Source organism: Roseivirga spongicola (genome assembly GCF_034376045.1).
GTDB classification, from domain to species: domain Bacteria; phylum Bacteroidota; class Bacteroidia; order Cytophagales; family Cyclobacteriaceae; genus Roseivirga; species Roseivirga spongicola.
The window spans coordinates 4,155,467-4,174,085 of the sequence record NZ_CP139724.1 but is presented as its reverse complement, the minus strand read 5'-3'; the positions used below and the strand labels follow the sequence as shown (position 1 = coordinate 4,174,085).

Annotated in this window: 17 protein-coding genes; 5 read left to right on the top strand and 12 right to left on the bottom strand. The window is 38.4% G+C overall.

Annotated features, from left to right (window positions below):
- Nucleotides 1–140 precede the first annotated feature (140 nt).
- From T7867_RS18255 to T7867_RS18240, 4 genes are all read left to right on the top strand, one after another.
- Nucleotides 141–740, top strand: coding sequence for a hypothetical protein (locus T7867_RS18255; protein WP_068224553.1), 600 nt, complete (start codon nucleotides 141–143; stop codon nucleotides 738–740).
- A 69-nt stretch (nucleotides 741–809) separates the two neighbouring features.
- On the top strand, nucleotides 810–1,904 hold the full coding sequence (locus T7867_RS18250; protein WP_322299635.1) for a L,D-transpeptidase family protein: 1,095 nt from the start codon (nucleotides 810–812) through the stop codon (nucleotides 1,902–1,904).
- A gap of 1 nt (nucleotide 1,905) precedes the next feature.
- Nucleotides 1,906–2,553, top strand: coding sequence for a L,D-transpeptidase (locus T7867_RS18245; RefSeq protein WP_322299634.1), 648 nt, complete (start codon nucleotides 1,906–1,908; stop codon nucleotides 2,551–2,553).
- A gap of 1 nt (nucleotide 2,554) precedes the next feature.
- The gene (locus tag T7867_RS18240) at nucleotides 2,555–3,343 is read left to right on the top strand and encodes a hypothetical protein (RefSeq protein WP_322299633.1); all 789 of its coding nucleotides are present in this window, start codon (nucleotides 2,555–2,557) and stop codon (nucleotides 3,341–3,343) included.
- A gap of 623 nt (nucleotides 3,344–3,966) precedes the next feature.
- On the opposite strand, the gene T7867_RS18235 is transcribed toward T7867_RS18240, so the two are convergent.
- A complete protein-coding gene (locus T7867_RS18235) occupies nucleotides 3,967–5,205 on the bottom strand; it encodes a cation:proton antiporter (RefSeq protein ID WP_322299632.1) in 1,239 nt (412 codons plus the stop codon).
- A 75-nt stretch (nucleotides 5,206–5,280) separates the two neighbouring features.
- Entirely contained in the window at nucleotides 5,281–6,912 is a 1,632-nt protein-coding gene (locus T7867_RS18230) for an AsmA family protein (RefSeq protein WP_068224534.1), read from the bottom strand.
- Between the two features lie 125 nt (nucleotides 6,913–7,037).
- Between T7867_RS18230 and T7867_RS18225 the strand changes: the two genes are divergently transcribed.
- Nucleotides 7,038–7,793 carry an HpcH/HpaI aldolase family protein gene (locus tag T7867_RS18225; RefSeq protein WP_068224531.1) on the top strand — a complete coding sequence of 252 codons (756 nt, stop codon included), beginning with the start codon at nucleotides 7,038–7,040 and terminating at the stop codon, nucleotides 7,791–7,793.
- A gap of 162 nt (nucleotides 7,794–7,955) precedes the next feature.
- Here T7867_RS18225 and T7867_RS18220 read toward each other — a convergent pair whose 3' ends face one another.
- The 10 genes from T7867_RS18220 to T7867_RS18175 form a co-directional block, all read right to left on the bottom strand.
- On the bottom strand, nucleotides 7,956–9,380 hold the full coding sequence (locus T7867_RS18220) for a hypothetical protein (protein ID WP_068224528.1): 1,425 nt from the start codon (nucleotides 9,378–9,380) through the stop codon (nucleotides 7,956–7,958).
- An 88-nt stretch (nucleotides 9,381–9,468) separates the two neighbouring features.
- Nucleotides 9,469–10,482 (bottom strand): DUF262 domain-containing protein, encoded by a 1,014-nt coding sequence (locus T7867_RS18215; RefSeq protein ID WP_068224525.1) that lies wholly within the window; start codon nucleotides 10,480–10,482, stop codon nucleotides 9,469–9,471.
- Nucleotides 10,475–11,071, bottom strand: coding sequence for a hypothetical protein (locus T7867_RS18210; RefSeq protein ID WP_068224522.1), 597 nt, complete (start codon nucleotides 11,069–11,071; stop codon nucleotides 10,475–10,477). Before T7867_RS18210 ends, T7867_RS18215 begins: the two co-directional genes overlap by 8 nt.
- 547 nt (nucleotides 11,072–11,618) lie before the next feature.
- Nucleotides 11,619–12,557, bottom strand: coding sequence for a hypothetical protein (locus tag T7867_RS18205; protein WP_068224519.1), 939 nt, complete (start codon nucleotides 12,555–12,557; stop codon nucleotides 11,619–11,621).
- A gap of 293 nt (nucleotides 12,558–12,850) precedes the next feature.
- Complete coding sequence (locus T7867_RS18200) at nucleotides 12,851–13,654, bottom strand: SDR family oxidoreductase (RefSeq protein WP_068224517.1); 804 nt, start codon at nucleotides 13,652–13,654, stop codon at nucleotides 12,851–12,853.
- 256 nt (nucleotides 13,655–13,910) lie between these two features.
- Nucleotides 13,911–14,111 carry a hypothetical protein gene (locus tag T7867_RS18195; protein WP_068224514.1) on the bottom strand — a complete coding sequence of 67 codons (201 nt, stop codon included), beginning with the start codon at nucleotides 14,109–14,111 and terminating at the stop codon, nucleotides 13,911–13,913.
- Complete coding sequence (locus T7867_RS18190) at nucleotides 14,101–14,940, bottom strand: class I SAM-dependent methyltransferase (protein WP_068224756.1); 840 nt, start codon at nucleotides 14,938–14,940, stop codon at nucleotides 14,101–14,103. Before T7867_RS18190 ends, T7867_RS18195 begins: the two co-directional genes overlap by 11 nt.
- Before the next feature lie 323 nt (nucleotides 14,941–15,263).
- Nucleotides 15,264–17,054 (bottom strand): T9SS type A sorting domain-containing protein, encoded by a 1,791-nt coding sequence (locus T7867_RS18185; RefSeq protein ID WP_068224507.1) that lies wholly within the window; start codon nucleotides 17,052–17,054, stop codon nucleotides 15,264–15,266.
- Nucleotides 17,055–17,085: 31 nt separating this feature from the next.
- The gene (locus T7867_RS18180; RefSeq protein ID WP_245660267.1) at nucleotides 17,086–17,637 is read right to left on the bottom strand and encodes a TetR/AcrR family transcriptional regulator; all 552 of its coding nucleotides are present in this window, start codon (nucleotides 17,635–17,637) and stop codon (nucleotides 17,086–17,088) included.
- A 354-nt stretch (nucleotides 17,638–17,991) separates the two neighbouring features.
- A complete protein-coding gene (locus tag T7867_RS18175; protein WP_068224504.1) occupies nucleotides 17,992–18,459 on the bottom strand; it encodes a DinB family protein in 468 nt (155 codons plus the stop codon).
- Nucleotides 18,460–18,619: the final 160 nt, after the last annotated feature.

The following is an 18,619-nucleotide window of genomic DNA, read 5'->3' as shown; positions in this document are numbered from 1 at the left end:
GCTTTGTTCAAGCAATATTGTGGGGAAGAAAAATATTTTTCGTACTAACATGTGACCTTTTATCAGGTCTTCGTCAAATGATCGATTTAAAAAAATGGCCTTAATAAAGGCTACTAAAAACGAAAGACGAAAGACTAATTATGAAAGCTAAAAACACATTTATCGGTGCATTGTTCATTGGTATTATTGGCTTAACCTCATGTGCTGGTGTTCCACAAGCAGAAGTTGATGCAGCAAACGCAGCCATCAGCGGAGCGCAGGTTGCTGGTGCAGACATTTACTTGGAAGATGAATTTCAGGCATTGAACGATTCTATGGCTGTAGCAATGGCTAGCCTAGAAGAGCAGAAATCTAAATTCTTCAAGAAGTACGATGTTACTATCGAAAAATTAAATGCTGTAACTGAGCAAGCTACAGAGCTTACTGCTAACACCAACGAGGTGATTATGTCATTAAGATCTGAAATTACAGCTACCATCAGTGAAGTATCTGAATTAGTAGCAGAAGCTAGAACGCTTATTTCTGAAGCCCCAAGAGGTAAAGAAGGTTCAACTGCTTTAGTGGCTATCAAAGCAGAGCTAGATGCTATCGAAACATCAATGAACGAGTCTAACGAGATGTTCCAGAGCGGTCAGTTGAAACCAACAATGGAGAAATTATCTGTTGCCAGAGAAAAGGCTAGCTCTATCAACACTGAGTTAACAGAGGTGATCAGCAAATACAAAACTGCAAGAAAGTAATAGTATTTGAATCATGTGAAAAGTCCCCGAAAGCTTAGGCTCTAGGGGATTTTCTATTTATGAAAGCCTATGAGATTTAAATGGTTGGTTTTGGGATTGTCGGCATTAGTTGTGCTGTTGGTTTTGTCGGGTTATGCGCTATATCCCAAACCGCCTTTAGATGAACTGGCGCTGGCTAGAGAAAAACTAGCCTTGGCCGATAAACAAAAGGCTTCGGTTTATGCTAAAAGTAGCTGGAAGAAAGCCAAGACGTTTTACGATTCTGCCATGAATTCGTGGAGCGCTGAAAACGAAAGGCTCTTTTTTCTGAGAACTTATAGCGAGAGCAGAGACTTCGCTAAGAAGTCAATTGAGTATGCCGAAATGGCCGCTCAAGAGGCAAAAGCAGGAAGTAAAAAGCTGACGAACAGTTTTGCCAATAGGCTTAAAAATATTGGTGGACAGCTAACACTATTCGATGATAGCTATAAGCGCTTGCCAATGAGTAAAAGGCAATTGAGTTTGCTGGCGAGTAGTAGGCTTAAACATCAGGAGTTGACTAACTCATTAGCGAAAGGAAATACTGGAAAGATGGAGCAAAAGCTCAAAGTCTTGGAGTCTGGTGTGGGGGAGTTGGTTGTTTACGCAAAAAATACACTCGAAGAATTTTCAAGAGAGGTTCCAACTTGGAAAAAGTGGGTGAATTCAGCCATTGAAAATTCTAGAAGAACAGGTTCGGCATTGGTAGTGGTGAACAAGTACAATAGGGAGCTTAAAATCTATAGTAGAGGCAAACTGCTAAGTACTTATTCAGTGGAGTTGGGTGCGAATTGGATTGGCGATAAGCAGCGGTCGGGAGATAAAACTACTCCAGAAGGTCATTACAAGGTATTGAAGCGAAAGGCTAATGGCCAAACTAAGTATTACAAGGCCTTTCTTTTGGACTACCCGAATGAGGAGGATAAAAAGAGATTTAAACAGAATAAAGCTGAAGGAATAATTCCCCAAAGCGCAAGCATTGGTAATCTGATCGAAATACATGGAGATGGTGGAAAAGGCATCGATTGGACAGACGGATGTATTGCCTTAGAAAATTCAGACATGGACAAAATATGGAAACTGGTTCCAGAAAACACGCCAGTCCTCATTGTCGGTGCACTAAACATGCCCAAAACGGGTAATTGAAATGAATAAGAGAATAGTAAAAACCTTAATGATTGTAAGCCTGAGCATTTCAGGGCTGTTGCTTGTACTCAACCTACAGTCGGTTACAATTGCTTTGGCTACCATTGGCAACGAGCCTAAGGTGAACGATTCAACCTTTCAGGTAATGAAGTCCAATGCCGAAAAGGAATTGACTTCGCTAGATAAAAAACTGAAGGCTAATATGCCCGAAACAAATTACCTAGTGGTGAATAGCACCATGAACGAGTTCTACCTATACAAGGGTGATGAACTGATTAAAAAAGACATGTGCTCAACGGGTAGCTATGTGCTTCTTAAAAAGAGCGAGAAAGAAAAGTGGATGTTTAAAACGCCTAAAGGCGAATTCAGAATATTAAATAAAACCAAAGACCCGGTATGGAAAAAACCAGACTGGGCCTTTGTAGAAGAAGGTTTGCCTGTACCATCGTACAATCACCCCTCAAGGTTTGAGTATGGTGTGCTTGGAGATTATTCTCTAAGCCTAGGCGATGGCTATTTGATTCACGGTACGCTTTTCCAGCGGTTTTTAGGGCTTCCGGTTACGCATGGTTGTATTCGCCTAAATGACGAAAACCTTGAGCTTGTTTATAAGTCTATGCCAATGGGTGCCAAAGTTTATATCTTCTAAGATGGAAATATTTGCCTATTTAAAATCGTTTTTTCAGCGATATAGAAAGCCGGTTATTGCTGTAGCTTGTGTGTTCGGGATATTGCTTTTGTTGAGTTTGTTTCACTTAATTTCAGCTCCAATCTCAAAGCTGAAGGAGTGGAGAAACGAGGGTGCTGAAATGGAATCACCAGAGTTTGTAAACGGACTCGACTCCCTTCAAAGACAGATTGCTTTTAAAAAGGCATTACTCGCTTTGCCGAAGAAAGACTCGATCAGCCTAGTGCTCAATGTTCCAGATAGCTCCTTGAGTTTGTTTATCAATGGTATGTCCATTTACAAGGTTCAGCTTGCTGAAATGCAAATAGATCCTTTGCTGAAACGACTAGGAGAGAAGGAGTACTGGACACAGTTTTCAAAACCATTACAAGTCGACTCTAGTAGAGCGACCATTGTGAAGGAACCGATTATTGAGAAGACTGCTCCAAAAACGCAGGAAGAGTTTTTAGCATCTGTATCACAACCTGATTCGTTGGTTTATGAGCCAACTCATATTCAGCTGATTTTGGAGAATGGCCTTGAGCTATTTTTGAGTCAAGAAGAGAATTCCGAAAAGCTAGATAGAAGAGTAAAAAGACAGTTTTTTGGTTCCCAAAGAATCAAAGCTTTGAGCTCACTTGTGACTTCGGTATTTACTTTTGAAACAATGGAGTATCGGCCTCAAATCTATTTGGCTGCTCCAAGTGCTGAACTAACTTCTATCTACCGAGCTTTACCAGAGCGGCCCAAAGTAGTGATTTACTATAATTGAGAAGAGATTAGTCGTCCGACCACTTTAAGTGGTCTGACGACTCTAACCTAATCAATAAACTCCCTGAAGGGGGCTTTATCATGTGTGGAAACAAGATCGCTCATCCTCCCGATGTTTCGGAAGAGCTGGGGGAATCTAAGTTTGTAGTGTCAGTTGCAAACTGACCATTCTGGCACAATCGATACAATCGATGATGAGTTAGAAGAAGGTGGTTTTAAATTTTCCATCCCGACTTTGGGAGGGATCTGCCAAAACTTATCCTTGTCTTTGTTTAGGGTTGTTTTTCTAGACTTCCTTTTCTTTTGATTCTCTAAAAGAAAAAGCGACCAACATCAAAACCATCGAATTGGCCAAGTCTTTCATAGGCGTAGTATCTGTCGATGGTCACGCTGATGTTGGATCTCAGCCCTCCTGTGGGTAGAAGAAGTACTCACCGAATCCATTTCCTAAGTCTCAGCGGGACGATATGTTATAAAACCTCAAAGTATTGACAGAACTCAGCTTCGTAGAAGCGGCATAAAGTATCCAGTTTTTGTTTAGAATTTTTCCAATAGTCAGTTACAAACTGACTGTTCCAGCATCATCGATGCAATCCATGATGAGTTGGATGAGTTGGTTTGTTTCTACCTCCCCAAAACTCTCTTCACCAAAGGTCCAATAGTTAAGCCCTGGCCAATAATAGAGAATACCACAATTACATAAGTTACTGTAAGGAAGAGTTCTCTTTCCATTTCAGGTTGAAGGGAGAGGGCAAGGGCAATGGATATACCACCACGGATTCCACCCCAAGTCATAATCATATCAGTTTTAGGAATGAACTCCAGCTTTTTATTGAAAAGCATAATCGGCCCTTTTAATGCTAGGTATCGGGCAATGAGCGTAATAGGAATAGCCAAAACTCCGAGTAAAATATATTCGCCATTGATGGTAACAATGAGTAGTTCAAAACCAATCAGAACAAAAAGTATGGCGTTCAAGAATACATCAATCAGTTCCCAAAACTTATCTACATAGTTTTGAGTGGTTTTAGACCAAGCTATTTCTGGCGACTTATTGCCAATGAAAATACCGGCAACTACAACCGCCAAAGGCCCAGAGAAATGCACCGCATGAGCAATAGAATAAATTCCCATTACCATCGCTAAAGTAATCATCACTTCAGTTTCGTAATGGTCTATAGTCTTCATGATTTTGAATCCAACCCAACCCATTAATAGGCCCAGAGCAATTCCGCCAAATACTTCCTCAAAGAAAAGTAGACCTACTTCTTCGGCTTCTACAGAGGCAATTCCACGCTGAGCAATTGAGAAAATAACCAAGAATACTACTACGCCAACACCATCGTTGAAGAGTGATTCACCCACAATTTTGATCTCTAATTTCTTAGGAGCTTTCGCATCTTTTAGAATTCCTAACACCGCAATTGGGTCGGTAGGAGAGATCAAAGCCCCGAAAAGCAGACAGTAAATAAAGTCAATATGGTGGCCAATGGCTTCGGCCACAAAATAGAAAATGCCACCCACTAAAAAGGTTGAAACCATTACTCCGAAGGTGGCAAAGAGCATAATTGGAGCTCTGTGTTTAGCCAAGTCGTCCAGTTTAGTGTGTAGAGCTCCCGCAAAAAGCAAGAAGCTCAGCATCACTTCGAGCAATACAGTTTTAAAGTCAATGGATTGAATGAGTTCTTTAGACTGCTCTAAAATGCTGCTATTGAATTGCCCCACTATTACAATAAGTAGGGTAAAACACATGGCTATTATCATCAAACCAATAGTGAATGGCAGCTTCAAGAATTTGGTGTTGATGAAGGCAAAAGCCGCAGATAAAATGGTGAGGATGGTAATGATGGCAAAAATGTCCATTGTGCTGATTAAAAGGTTAAGGCTTCAAAATAATTGGTTTATACAGACTCATCAAAGTTTGAGAGCCAATTGACACTAATTATTCATAACTAGGTTATAGATGGGCTTGGGCAGTATACCCAAAGCAAAACCATTAATGAGTCCACCGCCATACATATCTAAATGGTCTTTATAGTGTGGTCGTTCATACGAATACTCCAGTTGGTCTGCTGTTTCAGATTCATCTGTGCGGTTATTGTTTCGGGTTATTAGGTTGCCAAGCCCCGATTGAATCCACTTTTTCTTGTTGTTATCGTTGGTAACTGAAAGCTTCAAGTCATGGAAAGCAATTTTCATAACACCCTGATTGAGGTATTCGCTTCCTTTTCCATCAAAATCTATGCGTTCAATCCAGCCTTCTTCCATTCTCACTTTTGTGAGGTTAGCAATAAGTGGGTTGATAGAAGTGAAGTCAGTTTTACCTATAAAACCATTGTAGCTGTGGTTATGTGGTGTTGCCAGTGGAAGCTGAATATTTAGGTTGAAAGGGCCATCTTCCATAAAGATGCCATTGAATTTGGCTTCAATCTGGCTCAAGTCTTTGGTGTTGATGTTGGTAATATTCCCATCGACCGAGCTAAGCAAAAGGTTGCCCGGTTCAGCACTAGAAGCATTATGTACTCTATAGTCTATTCGTGCATTAGAAACGTTTATAGAGTCCAGATTTACTGCAATGGGTAACTCTAAGAGAGATTCGTGAAAGAGTTTTTTATACACTGTCTGATCCAGTGGCAGGCGTTTATCTCTATCAATAATCAGGTCAATTCCCATAATATTGAGCGCTTGACCATTGATGGAAGTAAGGTTTTTAAGTGATTTGAAATCATCCGATTGATAAGCTAACGAATCTACTTTAATCCGTAGAATTGACTTTCTGTATTGATTATTGGCCGCCATTTCTGCTGGGTTGCCAACGGGTTCTAGGGAGAACTCAGAGCACTGAAATAATTGATCTTTATAATTGAATTTCAGCGCTTCTATACCATAGTTGTAGTCGGATCTTTTAGGTGACATTCGGAGCTCTTTAATAGAAAAGGCAAGTTGGTCTAGTGTGCCTGTTCGTACAATGTTTTCCTCAGATCTTAAGTCCAAGCCAAGGTTTTCAATTTCTAAGGAAAGGTCTTTCCCTGAAAATAGTGTGTCGGTTCGGCTTTTTTCGAAGATGAAGGAAGCACTGCCTTTATCGATCGAGATATGCCCCACTTTAATGCTTTCAATAAGGTTGTCTGATTGCGTATTAGACTCGGTAGAGTCTGAGGCTTCGCCCGAACCTGTGATATAGAAGAGCAGCTTAGGATCATCAATTTCAATGTTTTTTACGGCTACTTTAGAGTTAAGCAATAGCCCAATAACATTGATGTCGGTAATTTCTAGCAGGTCTGTATTAAAGAAAATAGCAGGGTATTTCCTCATCATCAGCTGGTTGCTGGTATCAGCTTCAAACAAAACCTTTTCAAAGTTAATGCTAAAACCAGAGGTAGATAGTGCAGTAGAGCTGCGCTCGTATGAGAGCTGGTAAAAATCACCAAAAGTGCTTTTTATCTGCTTTTGAAGCTGGTTGTTGACGATGTCTTTTAAAAAGAAGGTAGCAAATACGCCAAGCAAGGCAACGAATATAAGCAGGCCCACTGCTATTCGTTTTATTACTCTTTTCCAGGACTTATTCATAAAAAAATATCAAATGTAAGGTAGATAAAAGTGTTAGGTCCTACATTTTCGATGGCTTCGATTTTCTGTCAGTCTTTTGATAGGCAGTGTGTTCGTTGCATCTTGAGGCTTTAAACTCTTAGTGTATGAACTTCCAATTGCGTAAAAAGTTAGATCAGGGTGAAAAGTTGATAGGAACGTTACTCTCATTGCCTTCTCCGGAAATTGCTGAAATTATGAGTATGGTAGGTTTCGATTGGCTTTTTATCGATTTAGAGCATGGCCCGCATGGCTTTATGGAACTCCAGCGAATGCTGCAAGCTATGAAGCCTGGTTGTGGTGCTTTGGTGCGAGTGCCAGAAGTCAGTGAAGCGAATATCAAAAAGGTATTAGATATTGGTGCTGAAGGAATTATTGTACCGAAAGTGAATACTGCTGAAGAGGCCAAGCAGATTGTTTCTTATGCCAAGTACCCGACTCAGGGAGTACGTGGGGTAGGAGCTGCCCGTGCTCATGGCTATGGACTGAGCTTTAAAGAATATGTGGAAAGAGCGAATAAAGAAACCCTTGTGGTGATTCAGATTGAACACTTTGAAGGAGTCAATAACATCAATGAAATAGTGGAGGTAGAAGGAGTGGATGTAGTCTTTATTGGGCCGTATGATCTTTCTGCCAGTTTTGGTGTGGCAGGTCAGGTGGAGCATCCACTGGTGAAGGTGGCCATTGAAAAAGTAGAAACGGCTTGCGCTAAAGCTAGAATTCCGATGGGTTATTTCGGCACAAACCCAGAAGCTGTAAAACCATACCTACAAAATGAAAGCTACCAGCTGATTACCTGCGGAACAGATTCAGGCTTTTTAATAGAGAAAGGGAAGAGTGTTTTGGGGGAGTTGGGTAAGTAGCCCCCATCTCCTGTCTTCCCCCGTAGGAGGAAGATGATACCAAGTGCTAGAGTGTTGTGGGGTTGTTAGATTTTTGCTGTTTTTTGCTGTCCCTCTCTCGAGGTATCGGGAGGCGCACCGGGGGCTTATGGCTCAGGGCAGTCTACGTAATTAGCAAATGTTTTAGTTTCTACGAATCAATCGACCATCCGATTCTTTTATTTTAAGAATTTCTTTTTCCACAACGGTTTTGTATTTTTCTTTACTATAGCTGAAGTCGTCTCTTAATTTTTCACTTAATCTCTCTTCGATAGCTGGAATCACATGTTTGTAGGACTCTCTTACGTATTTCGTAATGTCTGAACCCCTTCTCGGTTGTATGATGCATAAAATAGTTTTAACGCGATTGTATTCTTCATTATAAAATTCCTTTATGGGCCAATTATCATCACCCCATATAGTTCCTTGCAGAAATTCTGTTTTGTAACTTCTATCGATTTTCATTACTTCTGAATCTGAGTAGTCTAATCCTGTAAATAGTATAAGACCGTCAACGGGTGAGATTATAGAGGCTATAGCTTTACCGTAAGAATTAAATTCACCAATTGAGTCTCCCTGGTTTACTCTGGATTGTCTCTTAACTGAATAGGATGTTCCAAAATTCCCAAAAAGAGCTTCACATAGGTAATAGGATGGATATGGTATTTGAACCGCAAATTCTTCCAAATCATCGTCATCGCTTAATGTTACTTTCCAATCTTCTTTTATAGTTACAGGTTCTGACCTATTGACAATTTTATACAAGGCCTCAAGTGGTTCAAAGTAACTACTATTTCTATCAGCAAATTTAAAAAAACAGTAATCTGCCAGGGGTTTGGTGAACGGATTACCAGCAAATTTCTCTGATGCTAATGGCTGAATTATAAGCATATGCTTGAAAAAGCGATACTTTTGAAGTGAGTCAGTTGGTAGTCGGGTTTCAAAAATTGATGTGGATTCATCAGAGGTGATTTCTATTATCTTACCAGAAATAGGCGCTCTTATAATTGCGATATTTTTGTATCTTATATCGTCATATTTATATTTTTTTACCGGGACATTTAGCTGTCCTATTACTTGGTTTGCCTTTACGAATTCACCTGTTGTAACTTCCCAACTTATTAGCTTATCACGCCCCCCTGTCTGTATAGATTTTAAAAGATTATAAATTACATCTGGTATGGCGGGTACATATACATATTCTGGAGCTAATTCTCCTTCGGTATCCTTGTTTGGCTCTACGTTTTCTTTAGCAGTTTTTAGTCCAAGAATATAAGAACGAATTTTGTCGGGATTGGAAATGCTCTCTAACTCCATATTCGTTGTTGACGTTTTTACTATCAAGGTTCGTATGCCATTGAGGCTTTTAAAGTTCCATTTGCCTTTCTCAACACTTTGAATTTCTTTAATCACCACGGTTTCCTGAACTCCACCATGTGGCCAAACTTTCTTATGGATAAATTTCCCGTCTTCAATAACATAAGTCACTCGAATTTTAGTCGAAAGAGCAGGGCTGAAACTTAGCATCTCAATACCGTTTTCTACAGTTTTTTTGAAGAGTCCTTCCATTTCAATTCTCTTACTGGGTTCAGTTTAATAACCGTTGCTAACGGTTAGGCTAAAAAGCTTTGCCATCCCGTAGGGTGGCTATGATTTTTTAGCCATTGTTAGCAACTGCCTTTTTTATTTCATTTTCGACTAAAGTCCCTCTGGCAATTCGTCCAGCACGACCACTAGTGCCTTGGAATACGTATTTATAGAATTTTGCATATCCATTCGTTTCCGGGTCAGTTGATTTGTTTTCTAAGATTTGATTTTCTAAGTCGGTCAAAACAGCTTTCAAATTAATCTTACTAAAGTCAGTTCCACTTCTTTTTAATTTAACCAATTCAACAAGCAATGTGAAAAAACTGGTCTTTCTAAACCAAAGAGAATCAGGTTCTAAATTCAAATCAATAATCATTTGGCAGGTCTCAGTAATATCTGATTTAATCTTTTCTGAATCTGCATACTCATCATTATGAAGCTTGATATATCTCTCTATTTCCGAATTTCCGGTGAAATAACCGCCTTCCTCTATTGTTGCCATTATTAACAGAATATATTCAGTGTCTTTCATCCTTGCATATTGATTTTGGCTGAAGATATCCAATGCTTCAAATTCTTTTGACTCTTGAATTGTCTGTGCCGTAGAAATAAATGCTCCCTCATACAACGCATTATTGATTTCCATTGCGTTCAAAGCGTAACTTACAGAATTGATTCTTTGAAAAATTTCAATTATTTGATTCTCGTCTAATCTCCCTAAGTCGCGAACTACAATCTTGTAATCATAAAAATCAGTTTGTTGCTTAGCAGATAATTCTTTAAATAATGGTATTCCCCGAGTAGCAATCTCCCCGTTGATATAAGAAAATATAGTATCTAATCGCTGTTGCCCGTCAACTACCAAGCGAGTTGAAGTTTGAGTTTCTAAGTCTATATCTCCATCAGCAAGGTAGATTTCCGGAAAAGGAAAACCTCTAAGAATGGTGTCAATAAATTTTTCTTTATGTGAATTATTCCAAACCAAATTTCTCTGAAAAGTAGGACGTAAAACGAGAGTCCCATTTTTCAAATCGTTGTATAAATCGAGTAATTTCTCGTTGTCCGCTGTTCCTATATTATTCATAGTTTTCTAGTCTTAATCTGCTGATATTTCGAGAATGGTATTGTTCGAAAAAGTATTCATTTCGAAAAATGGCACCTGCTATTTTATAATTCCCATACTTTCCGTACGAAATACCTTTAAAAAATTCAAACCATTCATTTTTCTTCGGATAATTAAAAGGGAATAAATCTGGTCTAATCCATCCTTTTAAGAAGTATTCCAGGAATTCTCTATAATTTTTGTCTTCTTGTTCACTCCTTGCTTTAACGTTAATATTAAAGTTGAGAAGTTCCTGCCAATATTCATCAAATATGGTTTCACTGATAACTACAATATCAATGTCAGATTCTTCATTAAAGTCATTCCATATTTTTTTGGGAGCTATGCTAAATCCTAGCTTAGCCGAGCCTACCATAACTACTTTTGTAGTACTTACATTGAAGAAGTTGGCAACTTTTTGTTTCAAGAAGAAGTATTTGTCTTCGTCATCATGATAAATTATCGGGTTTCCATGTAGCAGGTTCTTTCTGATAATTACCGTATCTGATATGAGGTCATTATTGAGTTCTGCCTTAAATACAGATTTTCTATTTTCAATAATTTCTTTCATTTCATTTTTTCGGTTGTTTTGAACGTTAGCTATGCGCCACTGTAGTGGCGGTTATATTTAATATAGGTTGGTGAAACTTCCTTATAGCATACCATATTGTAGTGCTATAAGGAAGTTTCATTAGTCTAGAAAAGCACAGAGATTCTAAAAGAGATTGTGCGTTTTCTCCTATGAAGAACGTGCTTTGAAAGGAGTTTTGCAAGGGAGCCCCCATCTCCTGTCCCTGCCTTTGCCGGCAGGCAGGTTCCCCCGAAGGAGGAAGATGATACCAAGTGCTAGAGTGTTGTGTGGTTGTTAGATTTTTGCGGTGGTGTACTGCCCCTCTCTCCCAAGGCTTCGGGAGGGGAAAGGTAAAAGCCTGCCTGCAGCAGGCAGGGGTGGGGCTATTCTCAACAAACCATTTTTTACGCTTCGACTTTTTTTGAAGAAAAAGGTTAAGGTCTCAGCGAAATCTAAGACCAAAAAAAGCTAATGAATTTCGAAGAGAAAGTCTTTCTGACTGCGTTGAGCCTTGTTTCACGTTTATACTTATTGTTGGCCGTTGTTTTTAGTAAAGTCGATTCCAAAATTTTGTTAGGTTCCGGACCCGATTTAGCTTATCAATTTCCGTGAATCCTAAAATTCCAATTTCCCCTCGTTTTAAGTTCAAGGTGTGTAAATCCAACTTTCTGGGTCTATGTCTCAGTCCATAGTAACCAAAATTCTCATATTTAGCTTTACCAAATTGGGCTTCAAAGTCACAGATTGTCGCAAAATGTTCGTTGTATAGATAACCCTCCTTTACTTCTTCCAAAAGTAGACTATCATAAGACAAATTTGGCTGACTGAAATGATGTATTAAAATCACTATAGGCATCCCCGCTGAATAGTTGTTTGTTCTAATCTTAGAGTGCATTTCGCTTCTGTCGATTCCAATCAAATTCTCACCAGGAAAACCGTATTGTTCTGTGATTTCTATTAATCTTTCGATTTGTTTCCTGTTCAATACTTCCCATTCTTTTCCTATTTTCCTCTTTTTAAAGAAGCTCGAATTATAATATAATTCTCGCATTTTCTGATCTTCCAAAAACATTTGATTAACCTCATTCCTTAATTCCCAATTGATTTTAGAAGAATAAATAGTCAATAAACTATCTTCTTTTTCTTTGATTTTTTTGTAGAAATTACTTTTCAGATAATTGGTTGTAAGCCCCGAAGATTCTAGGTCTTTTATTCTGATTCCTCTTGTTAAACCCTTTTGCAAAAAGAAATCAAGGTTAATAGTGTCTTTTGCTGATATGGATAATTCTATTGCATTGTAGCAATCTCGTGCAAATGGATGGTCATATTTTTCAAAAGCAGAGCGATAAGAGTTTAAGGCAGAAGATAAATCTCTATCAATGACAAACTTTCTGCCCTCATTAATTTTTTCATAGTAATCATAGACATCTTGAGCATTTGTTGTTAAAGCCGCTATGCCAAATAAACAAACTAGTATCTTTTTCATTCTTATGTCAAATTGTGGCTCAGGTTAATGATGTGACATTATGGTGCTGCTATAATGAGTTATCAATACTTCTGAGAAGCATAGAGACTCTAAATGAATTGGTGTGTTTTCTTCAATGAAGAACGTGTATTGAAAGGAGTTTTGCAAGGGAGCCCCCATCTCCTGTCTTCCCCCGTAGGAGGAAGATGATATCATGTGCTAGCGTGTTGTGTGGTTTTTGATTTTTGCTGTGGTGTAACTCTCTCCAAAAGCATCGTGAGGGGAGGGATAAAAGCGTGCAGATTATGTTAAACTTACTTTTTCCTACCTTTGAACTGTTCCATAGTCTTGTAAATTCCAAGAATGTCTCCTGCAAACCAATCAAACATATTGATGGACATAATAGCTTGGCCTAGTCGAGTGACTCTATAAATATACCCCGGTATACTAATGAGCTTTTTGTTCTTTTCAATAGCCTTAACAATGGTTAATGCTGTGGCCTCTGGTTCTAGGATGGGGATTTTTGACTTAACACCATCGAACATTCCAGTGTTGATGTAATAGGGCATTATGGTAGTCACATTCACTTTCTTTTTCATCTGCTTCATCTCTAAGCGCAATGTGTCCGACCAGCCGTTCAGAGCCCATTTACTGGCTGCGTAAACCGACATTTTAGGGTTAGAAACTAAGCCGCCAGAAGAGGCAATATTGCAAATGTGACCCGAGTTTTGTTTCAGCATATCATCAAGAAACTCCCTAGTAATAAACATTGGCGCATTGGTGTTGATGTCTATTGTCTTTGAAATATCTGATGGCGTATGCTCATTAAAGTACTTGCCAACCACTATGCCAGCATTGTTAATCAGTATATCTACCACGCCTATTTCTGCCTTCACTTTTTTAGCAGTTTCCTGAATCTGCTCAAGGCTAGAGACATCTACTTTGTAACCAAATACCTTTCCCTTGCCTGAAAATTCGGCAATGGTTCGATCGATACCTTCTTGGTGGATGTCCCAGATAATTACTTTGGCTTTTCGTTCTAACATTAAACGAACCATGATTTTGCCTATTCCAGATGCACCACCTGTTATTAAAACGATTTTGTCTCTTATTTCCATTTTTCCAATGTGACTGCCGTGTTAAGTATTCGAAACAAAAGTGCGAATATTTACGCTAGAATTTCATTTGCTTCTTACTGAGCCAGAATAAGAACTACTAGTAGTTCAGAAGGTTATCACTCCCTTTAGTGAAAGGGAGTGGGTTATATCAATCGAGAAAAGGCTTTAAAAGGCTTTTAGAATACGTTTAGATTTTAAAATCGGTAGTGGGCTCCGCTATAAATACTGAGGTTATAAAACCTACATTGGTTACATTCTACTTAGTTTTTGGAGGTTTGAATAGGCTGTAATCACAAGCCTTGTTTGTCTTGTGTTCGATTTTATATTCAGAGAGCAACTGGGAGATTATTCGTTGCGTTTCGTTTTCATTGAGTCCTAACTTTTCTCCAAGTTCTATCTCGCTTAAGCAGCCATTGTTGGCTATTAACAGGTTGTAGTAGTCTTCTTTAATATTCATTACTAGATTGTTTTTGTGTTGCGATCATCATATGTGGACTGAAGGGTAGGAGGTAGCTGTCATTTTCCGTTACTTCAATCAATTCGAGTAGAGTCTTTTTTCTATTACAGTTCAGCATACTGGCAAAGTAATCCTTGTCTAGCCAAGCCATTCCTTCAATGGCATAAGTGTTAAGGTAGATCAGCTCTTGCTCAAGAAACTCGCTTTTTAATTGCTCTGGCCTATGATAATAGGCTTCAGCTAACAACCAGGGGAAATCATCAGGAGGGTTGTGAACCCCAGTGGTCAACTCTTCTTTGCACATTTGGAAAAAGGGCTTTTTATGGATCAGACCATTTAAGAGTCCAACTAAGGTGGAGGCAGTATAATTAATGGCAAAGCCAAGAATGATACCGTCAGGTTTTACTACTCTTTTGGCTTCGCGAATGCTCGTACTTCGGTCTTCTTTATTCTGAAGATGATACAATGGTCCGTGCAAAATGACCAAGTCAGCACAGTTACTGGGGAAGTCGAGATTTCTAGATTCTCCTGAGTGAACAGAGAACTTGTTCTTTAATTTATTGGACCTGCCTTTTGCCAGTTTTAGGTGTTTGCGAACGGGTTCTACTAAGTGGACTTGATGCCCTTTTTGAGCAAGCCATTCCGAATACTTTCCGGTACCGCCACCCACATCAATAATTTTTGATGGTTGATTGGGAATATACTTTTCAATGAGGGTTTTAATTCTTTCGAACTCGAATACTCCCATTCCTTTATTGAGTCTGGTTTCTTCTGAGGCCTGATTATAGAAAGCTTCTATATTTTTACTTATAAGATTATTACTAGTCATTTTAAAGATTAGATGAATATCAAGCCTGAAGTCTGAAATTGACTTTAAGATGATATTGCGACCAATGGTTGATCGATCTTGAATAAAAATTTGAATGAAAGAGACAGCCAACAGATCTGGGCGTTGGTTGCTCGTTTAATTGAATATCCTTAGGTCAAGGATATGCGATATGTAATGCTAGTAAAACAGGCTGTAAAGATAGAAAAACTAAAACTAGCCTTGGCTTCTCAGTAGCATAATTCTGTTAAACCAAGGTCTCGGAGAGGCGTTAAGATCTGAGAAAGGTGAAGCGCGAGCTTTATTGACACGTTCGTAGCCAGTTTTTATTTAACTAAAATGCGTTTCATACAACTCTCACTATTCTTTAAATACATTTTTAGCAGATATACTCCGTCTGGCAACGTTGTTACATCAATCAATCTAGAGTCTTTTTCAGATAATAGTAATCTTCCACTTAAACTATAAACATCTATTTGGTCAATATCTTTCTTTGTCTGAATGTTCAGGAAATCTGTAGCCGGGTTAGGATAGACAATAATGTTATTATTCTCTAATATATCGGGAATTGCTGTGACCAATGATTCGCTTTGAGCAATACCATAAAAAATAGATTCTATATTGTATCCCTCAGTGTATATCACTGCCTCGAAACCTACAAATTGAAAATCATTATTGGGAGTTGCTTCAATGCTTGCAATAGAAGCGTAACCATTTTTTTCGATCTTTTTAACATTGCTCCAATTTCCCTCAGAATCGATTATGGCAATAAACGGATTGGAATTTGAAGAGGAAGTATTCAGAGAGATATCGCCAAATGAAACATCACCTTTAAAATCCCCACCTACAGCTATAGTACCATTATTATTTATGGCTAAAGAGTGAATTCTGGTGCGAGTACCTCCATCAATGGTTTTTAGCATGGTAAGGTTTCCCTCTGAATTATATTTAGCTACAAGCCCTGAACCATTGGATACTGAAGTTTTGGTATCGTATGATAAGTCATTATCTATATCGAAATCCACATTGTTACCTGAAAAAAAACCGGAAATATAAATATGTTCATTGTCATCAAAGGTAATGTCGGTAACAGAATTGAATGAATTTGAACTAATCGTTTTTACCCACTCTACATTTCCTGAAGCATTACATTTTAAAATAAATATGTCTGTATTTTGTGGAGCAAATTCAAAGAATCCTTGACTTTCCACATAAACAGGTGTTTCATTATTTTTAAATAAGGATAATCCTTTAGCGTTAGTGCCTTTAAGAGCATTAAATGCACCGGCCAAGTACATATTTCCACTCGGGGCTACACAAACATGTAAGCTTGAAAGTGTACCACCTCCAATACCCTTTACATCTACAAAATCGCCATCACTATTGTAATGTGCGACAAATCCTAAACGAAGAAATTCACCCTGGATAATATCGCGATTATCCGAGTACTCATTGTTAGTGTCAAAATCAATATTAGCACCTGTAAAACCTCCTAGATAGCCAGTAGCCCACACATCATTATTGGTATCAATATAGAGACTAAAGCTTCGATCTGTAAAGTCATCTTTTATTTCTCTATACCAGAGCATTTTTCCTTCTGGAGAGTATTTTATTATGAAAGCATTATGGTTGTTGTCAGAAAAATCATTCCCGTAAGAAGTAGAAATAATCGAGTTGCTCTCTGGGTGTTCCGAGTCTAAGTCCACCTTTTGCAATGTACCAACGTCAATGGTCGCCAAAACATAAATGTTGTTTTCGCTATCTACTTTTACATCACTTGCATAATCATTACTATATCTGCTTTCTTGAAAAAAACTTCCTCCGATACCCTTCAAGAAGACTAAATTGTCGTTAGTGTCATATTTGGCGATAAAAATATTGGAATTTTCATCAGATGATAGAGTATCGTCTGTCCCAAAATCTACACTCAATCCATCAAATCCACCCACCACAATTTTATTCCCATCGCTATCAGTTACCAAGGCAGATTGAAGAAATCCATAAAACTTAGTGTAATCTTTGTTCCAGTTGATTGATTGAGTAGTGTTTACTATTAAATCTTGTGCGTTTAGGCTTATGGATATAAATAATATTGCGAGTAGTAATGTTGTTTTCATGAGTAGCTTTTAAGGGGAGAATAGTTTTTCCTTAAAGAAATCTATGGAGATAGCGGGTTTCAATTTTTTGTAATGTCTGACTGAAAATGTTTTTGTCTCTCATGGTTCGAGATACAACTAAGGCTCCTTGAATTTCGATCAAAGTTTGCAGCGCAAGATCGAGTGCCTCGTCTTCTTCAAAATTCAATTCAATTCCGATTTCTTTGAAATTGATAATCCACAATTGCATTCCGCTGTTGATTTGTTCTTCAAAAAGCTCTAAGCCTACTCGCATCGATAAAGCTCTAAAAATGCAAGTTTCTTCTCCAGCAGAATAAAGTACGCTTATTTGACTCAACGCATTCTTTAACCTTTCCTCGGGGGTCAAAATTTCATTTTGTAAAACAGAAAATATGTTTTCCTGAACCCACTTATTTACATTCTGTAACACAGCTTCAGCCATTGCTTGCTTACCTTTCGGGAAACGATGGTATAAGCTGGCTTTTTTTAAATTAGTTGCTTCAGCTAAATCCGAGAGGCTAGCACCTTCGTAGCCCTTCTCACGAAATACTTTTGTTAAGCTTTCCAGTACATCTTCTTCCAATACTTTCGGTGGTCTCATAAAGCAAATGTATATAATGAATAAATATTTACCGAACGTTTGGTAAAATATAAAGCCATAAGCTTTTGAATATTTTTGCAGTCTCTCATAATACCTTGTAAAACATTGCCTCGCTTATTTCAGACTATATTTAGATGGCTTGCTGAGATTATTTACGGAGATTATATTTGGCCTACCCACCGCATACGTCTTAGCGAGACGCTCAAGACCAGATAGAGATTTTTATGCTAAACAGCTTCAATGCTGTATAGCTTATTCATTTGTTTGCTCATGACCTTTTCAGATACATTGATTCAGACAAATGAAGACTAGGTGCCATTGTTGGCCATTGTGTTTTTAGTCCCATACACTTGGACGATCAATTCCCATCGCTCTCAAGTATGTTAGGAATTGACCTGCGTGAACGGATTCATGATACCCAATGCGCAATAAGTATTTTCCGAGATTCTTTTTCTCGCCATTGCCAGGGTGCACGATTTCTGTTTCGTTTAATTCTCTATCAGAAAACTGACGGACGCTTTCTATAAATGTGTTTCTGTAAGGTTGAGCAAATTCAAGTTCGTCAGCAACGCTAATCAATGGTTGATTTTCCCAAGGAGTATGATAATTAGTCATGCTCTCGTTATTGATAATCATATTCCATCCATAATCGGCTTCCAAAACGTGCCGAATCATGCCCATAGAAGTCATCGCTTTTTCGTCAGGTTTCCAATTATACCGGCTTTCAGGAAGCGCTTTCCAAAGTTTTATACTTCTTCTTCTAATCTCTGTGAAGTTTAAGACTATCAGTTCGGATTGAGTCATATGATTTGCTTTCGCGAATGTGGTTTTTCAGAACAGGTAACATTATGCATGTGCCAGCCGAGTTCATTAGCCGTGGCCTCTCGGTAAGATAACTCTATTTCTATTAAGCTAAGGTCTCTGGGGTTATTATGAGTAGACATAGAAATAAGCCAGAAATATA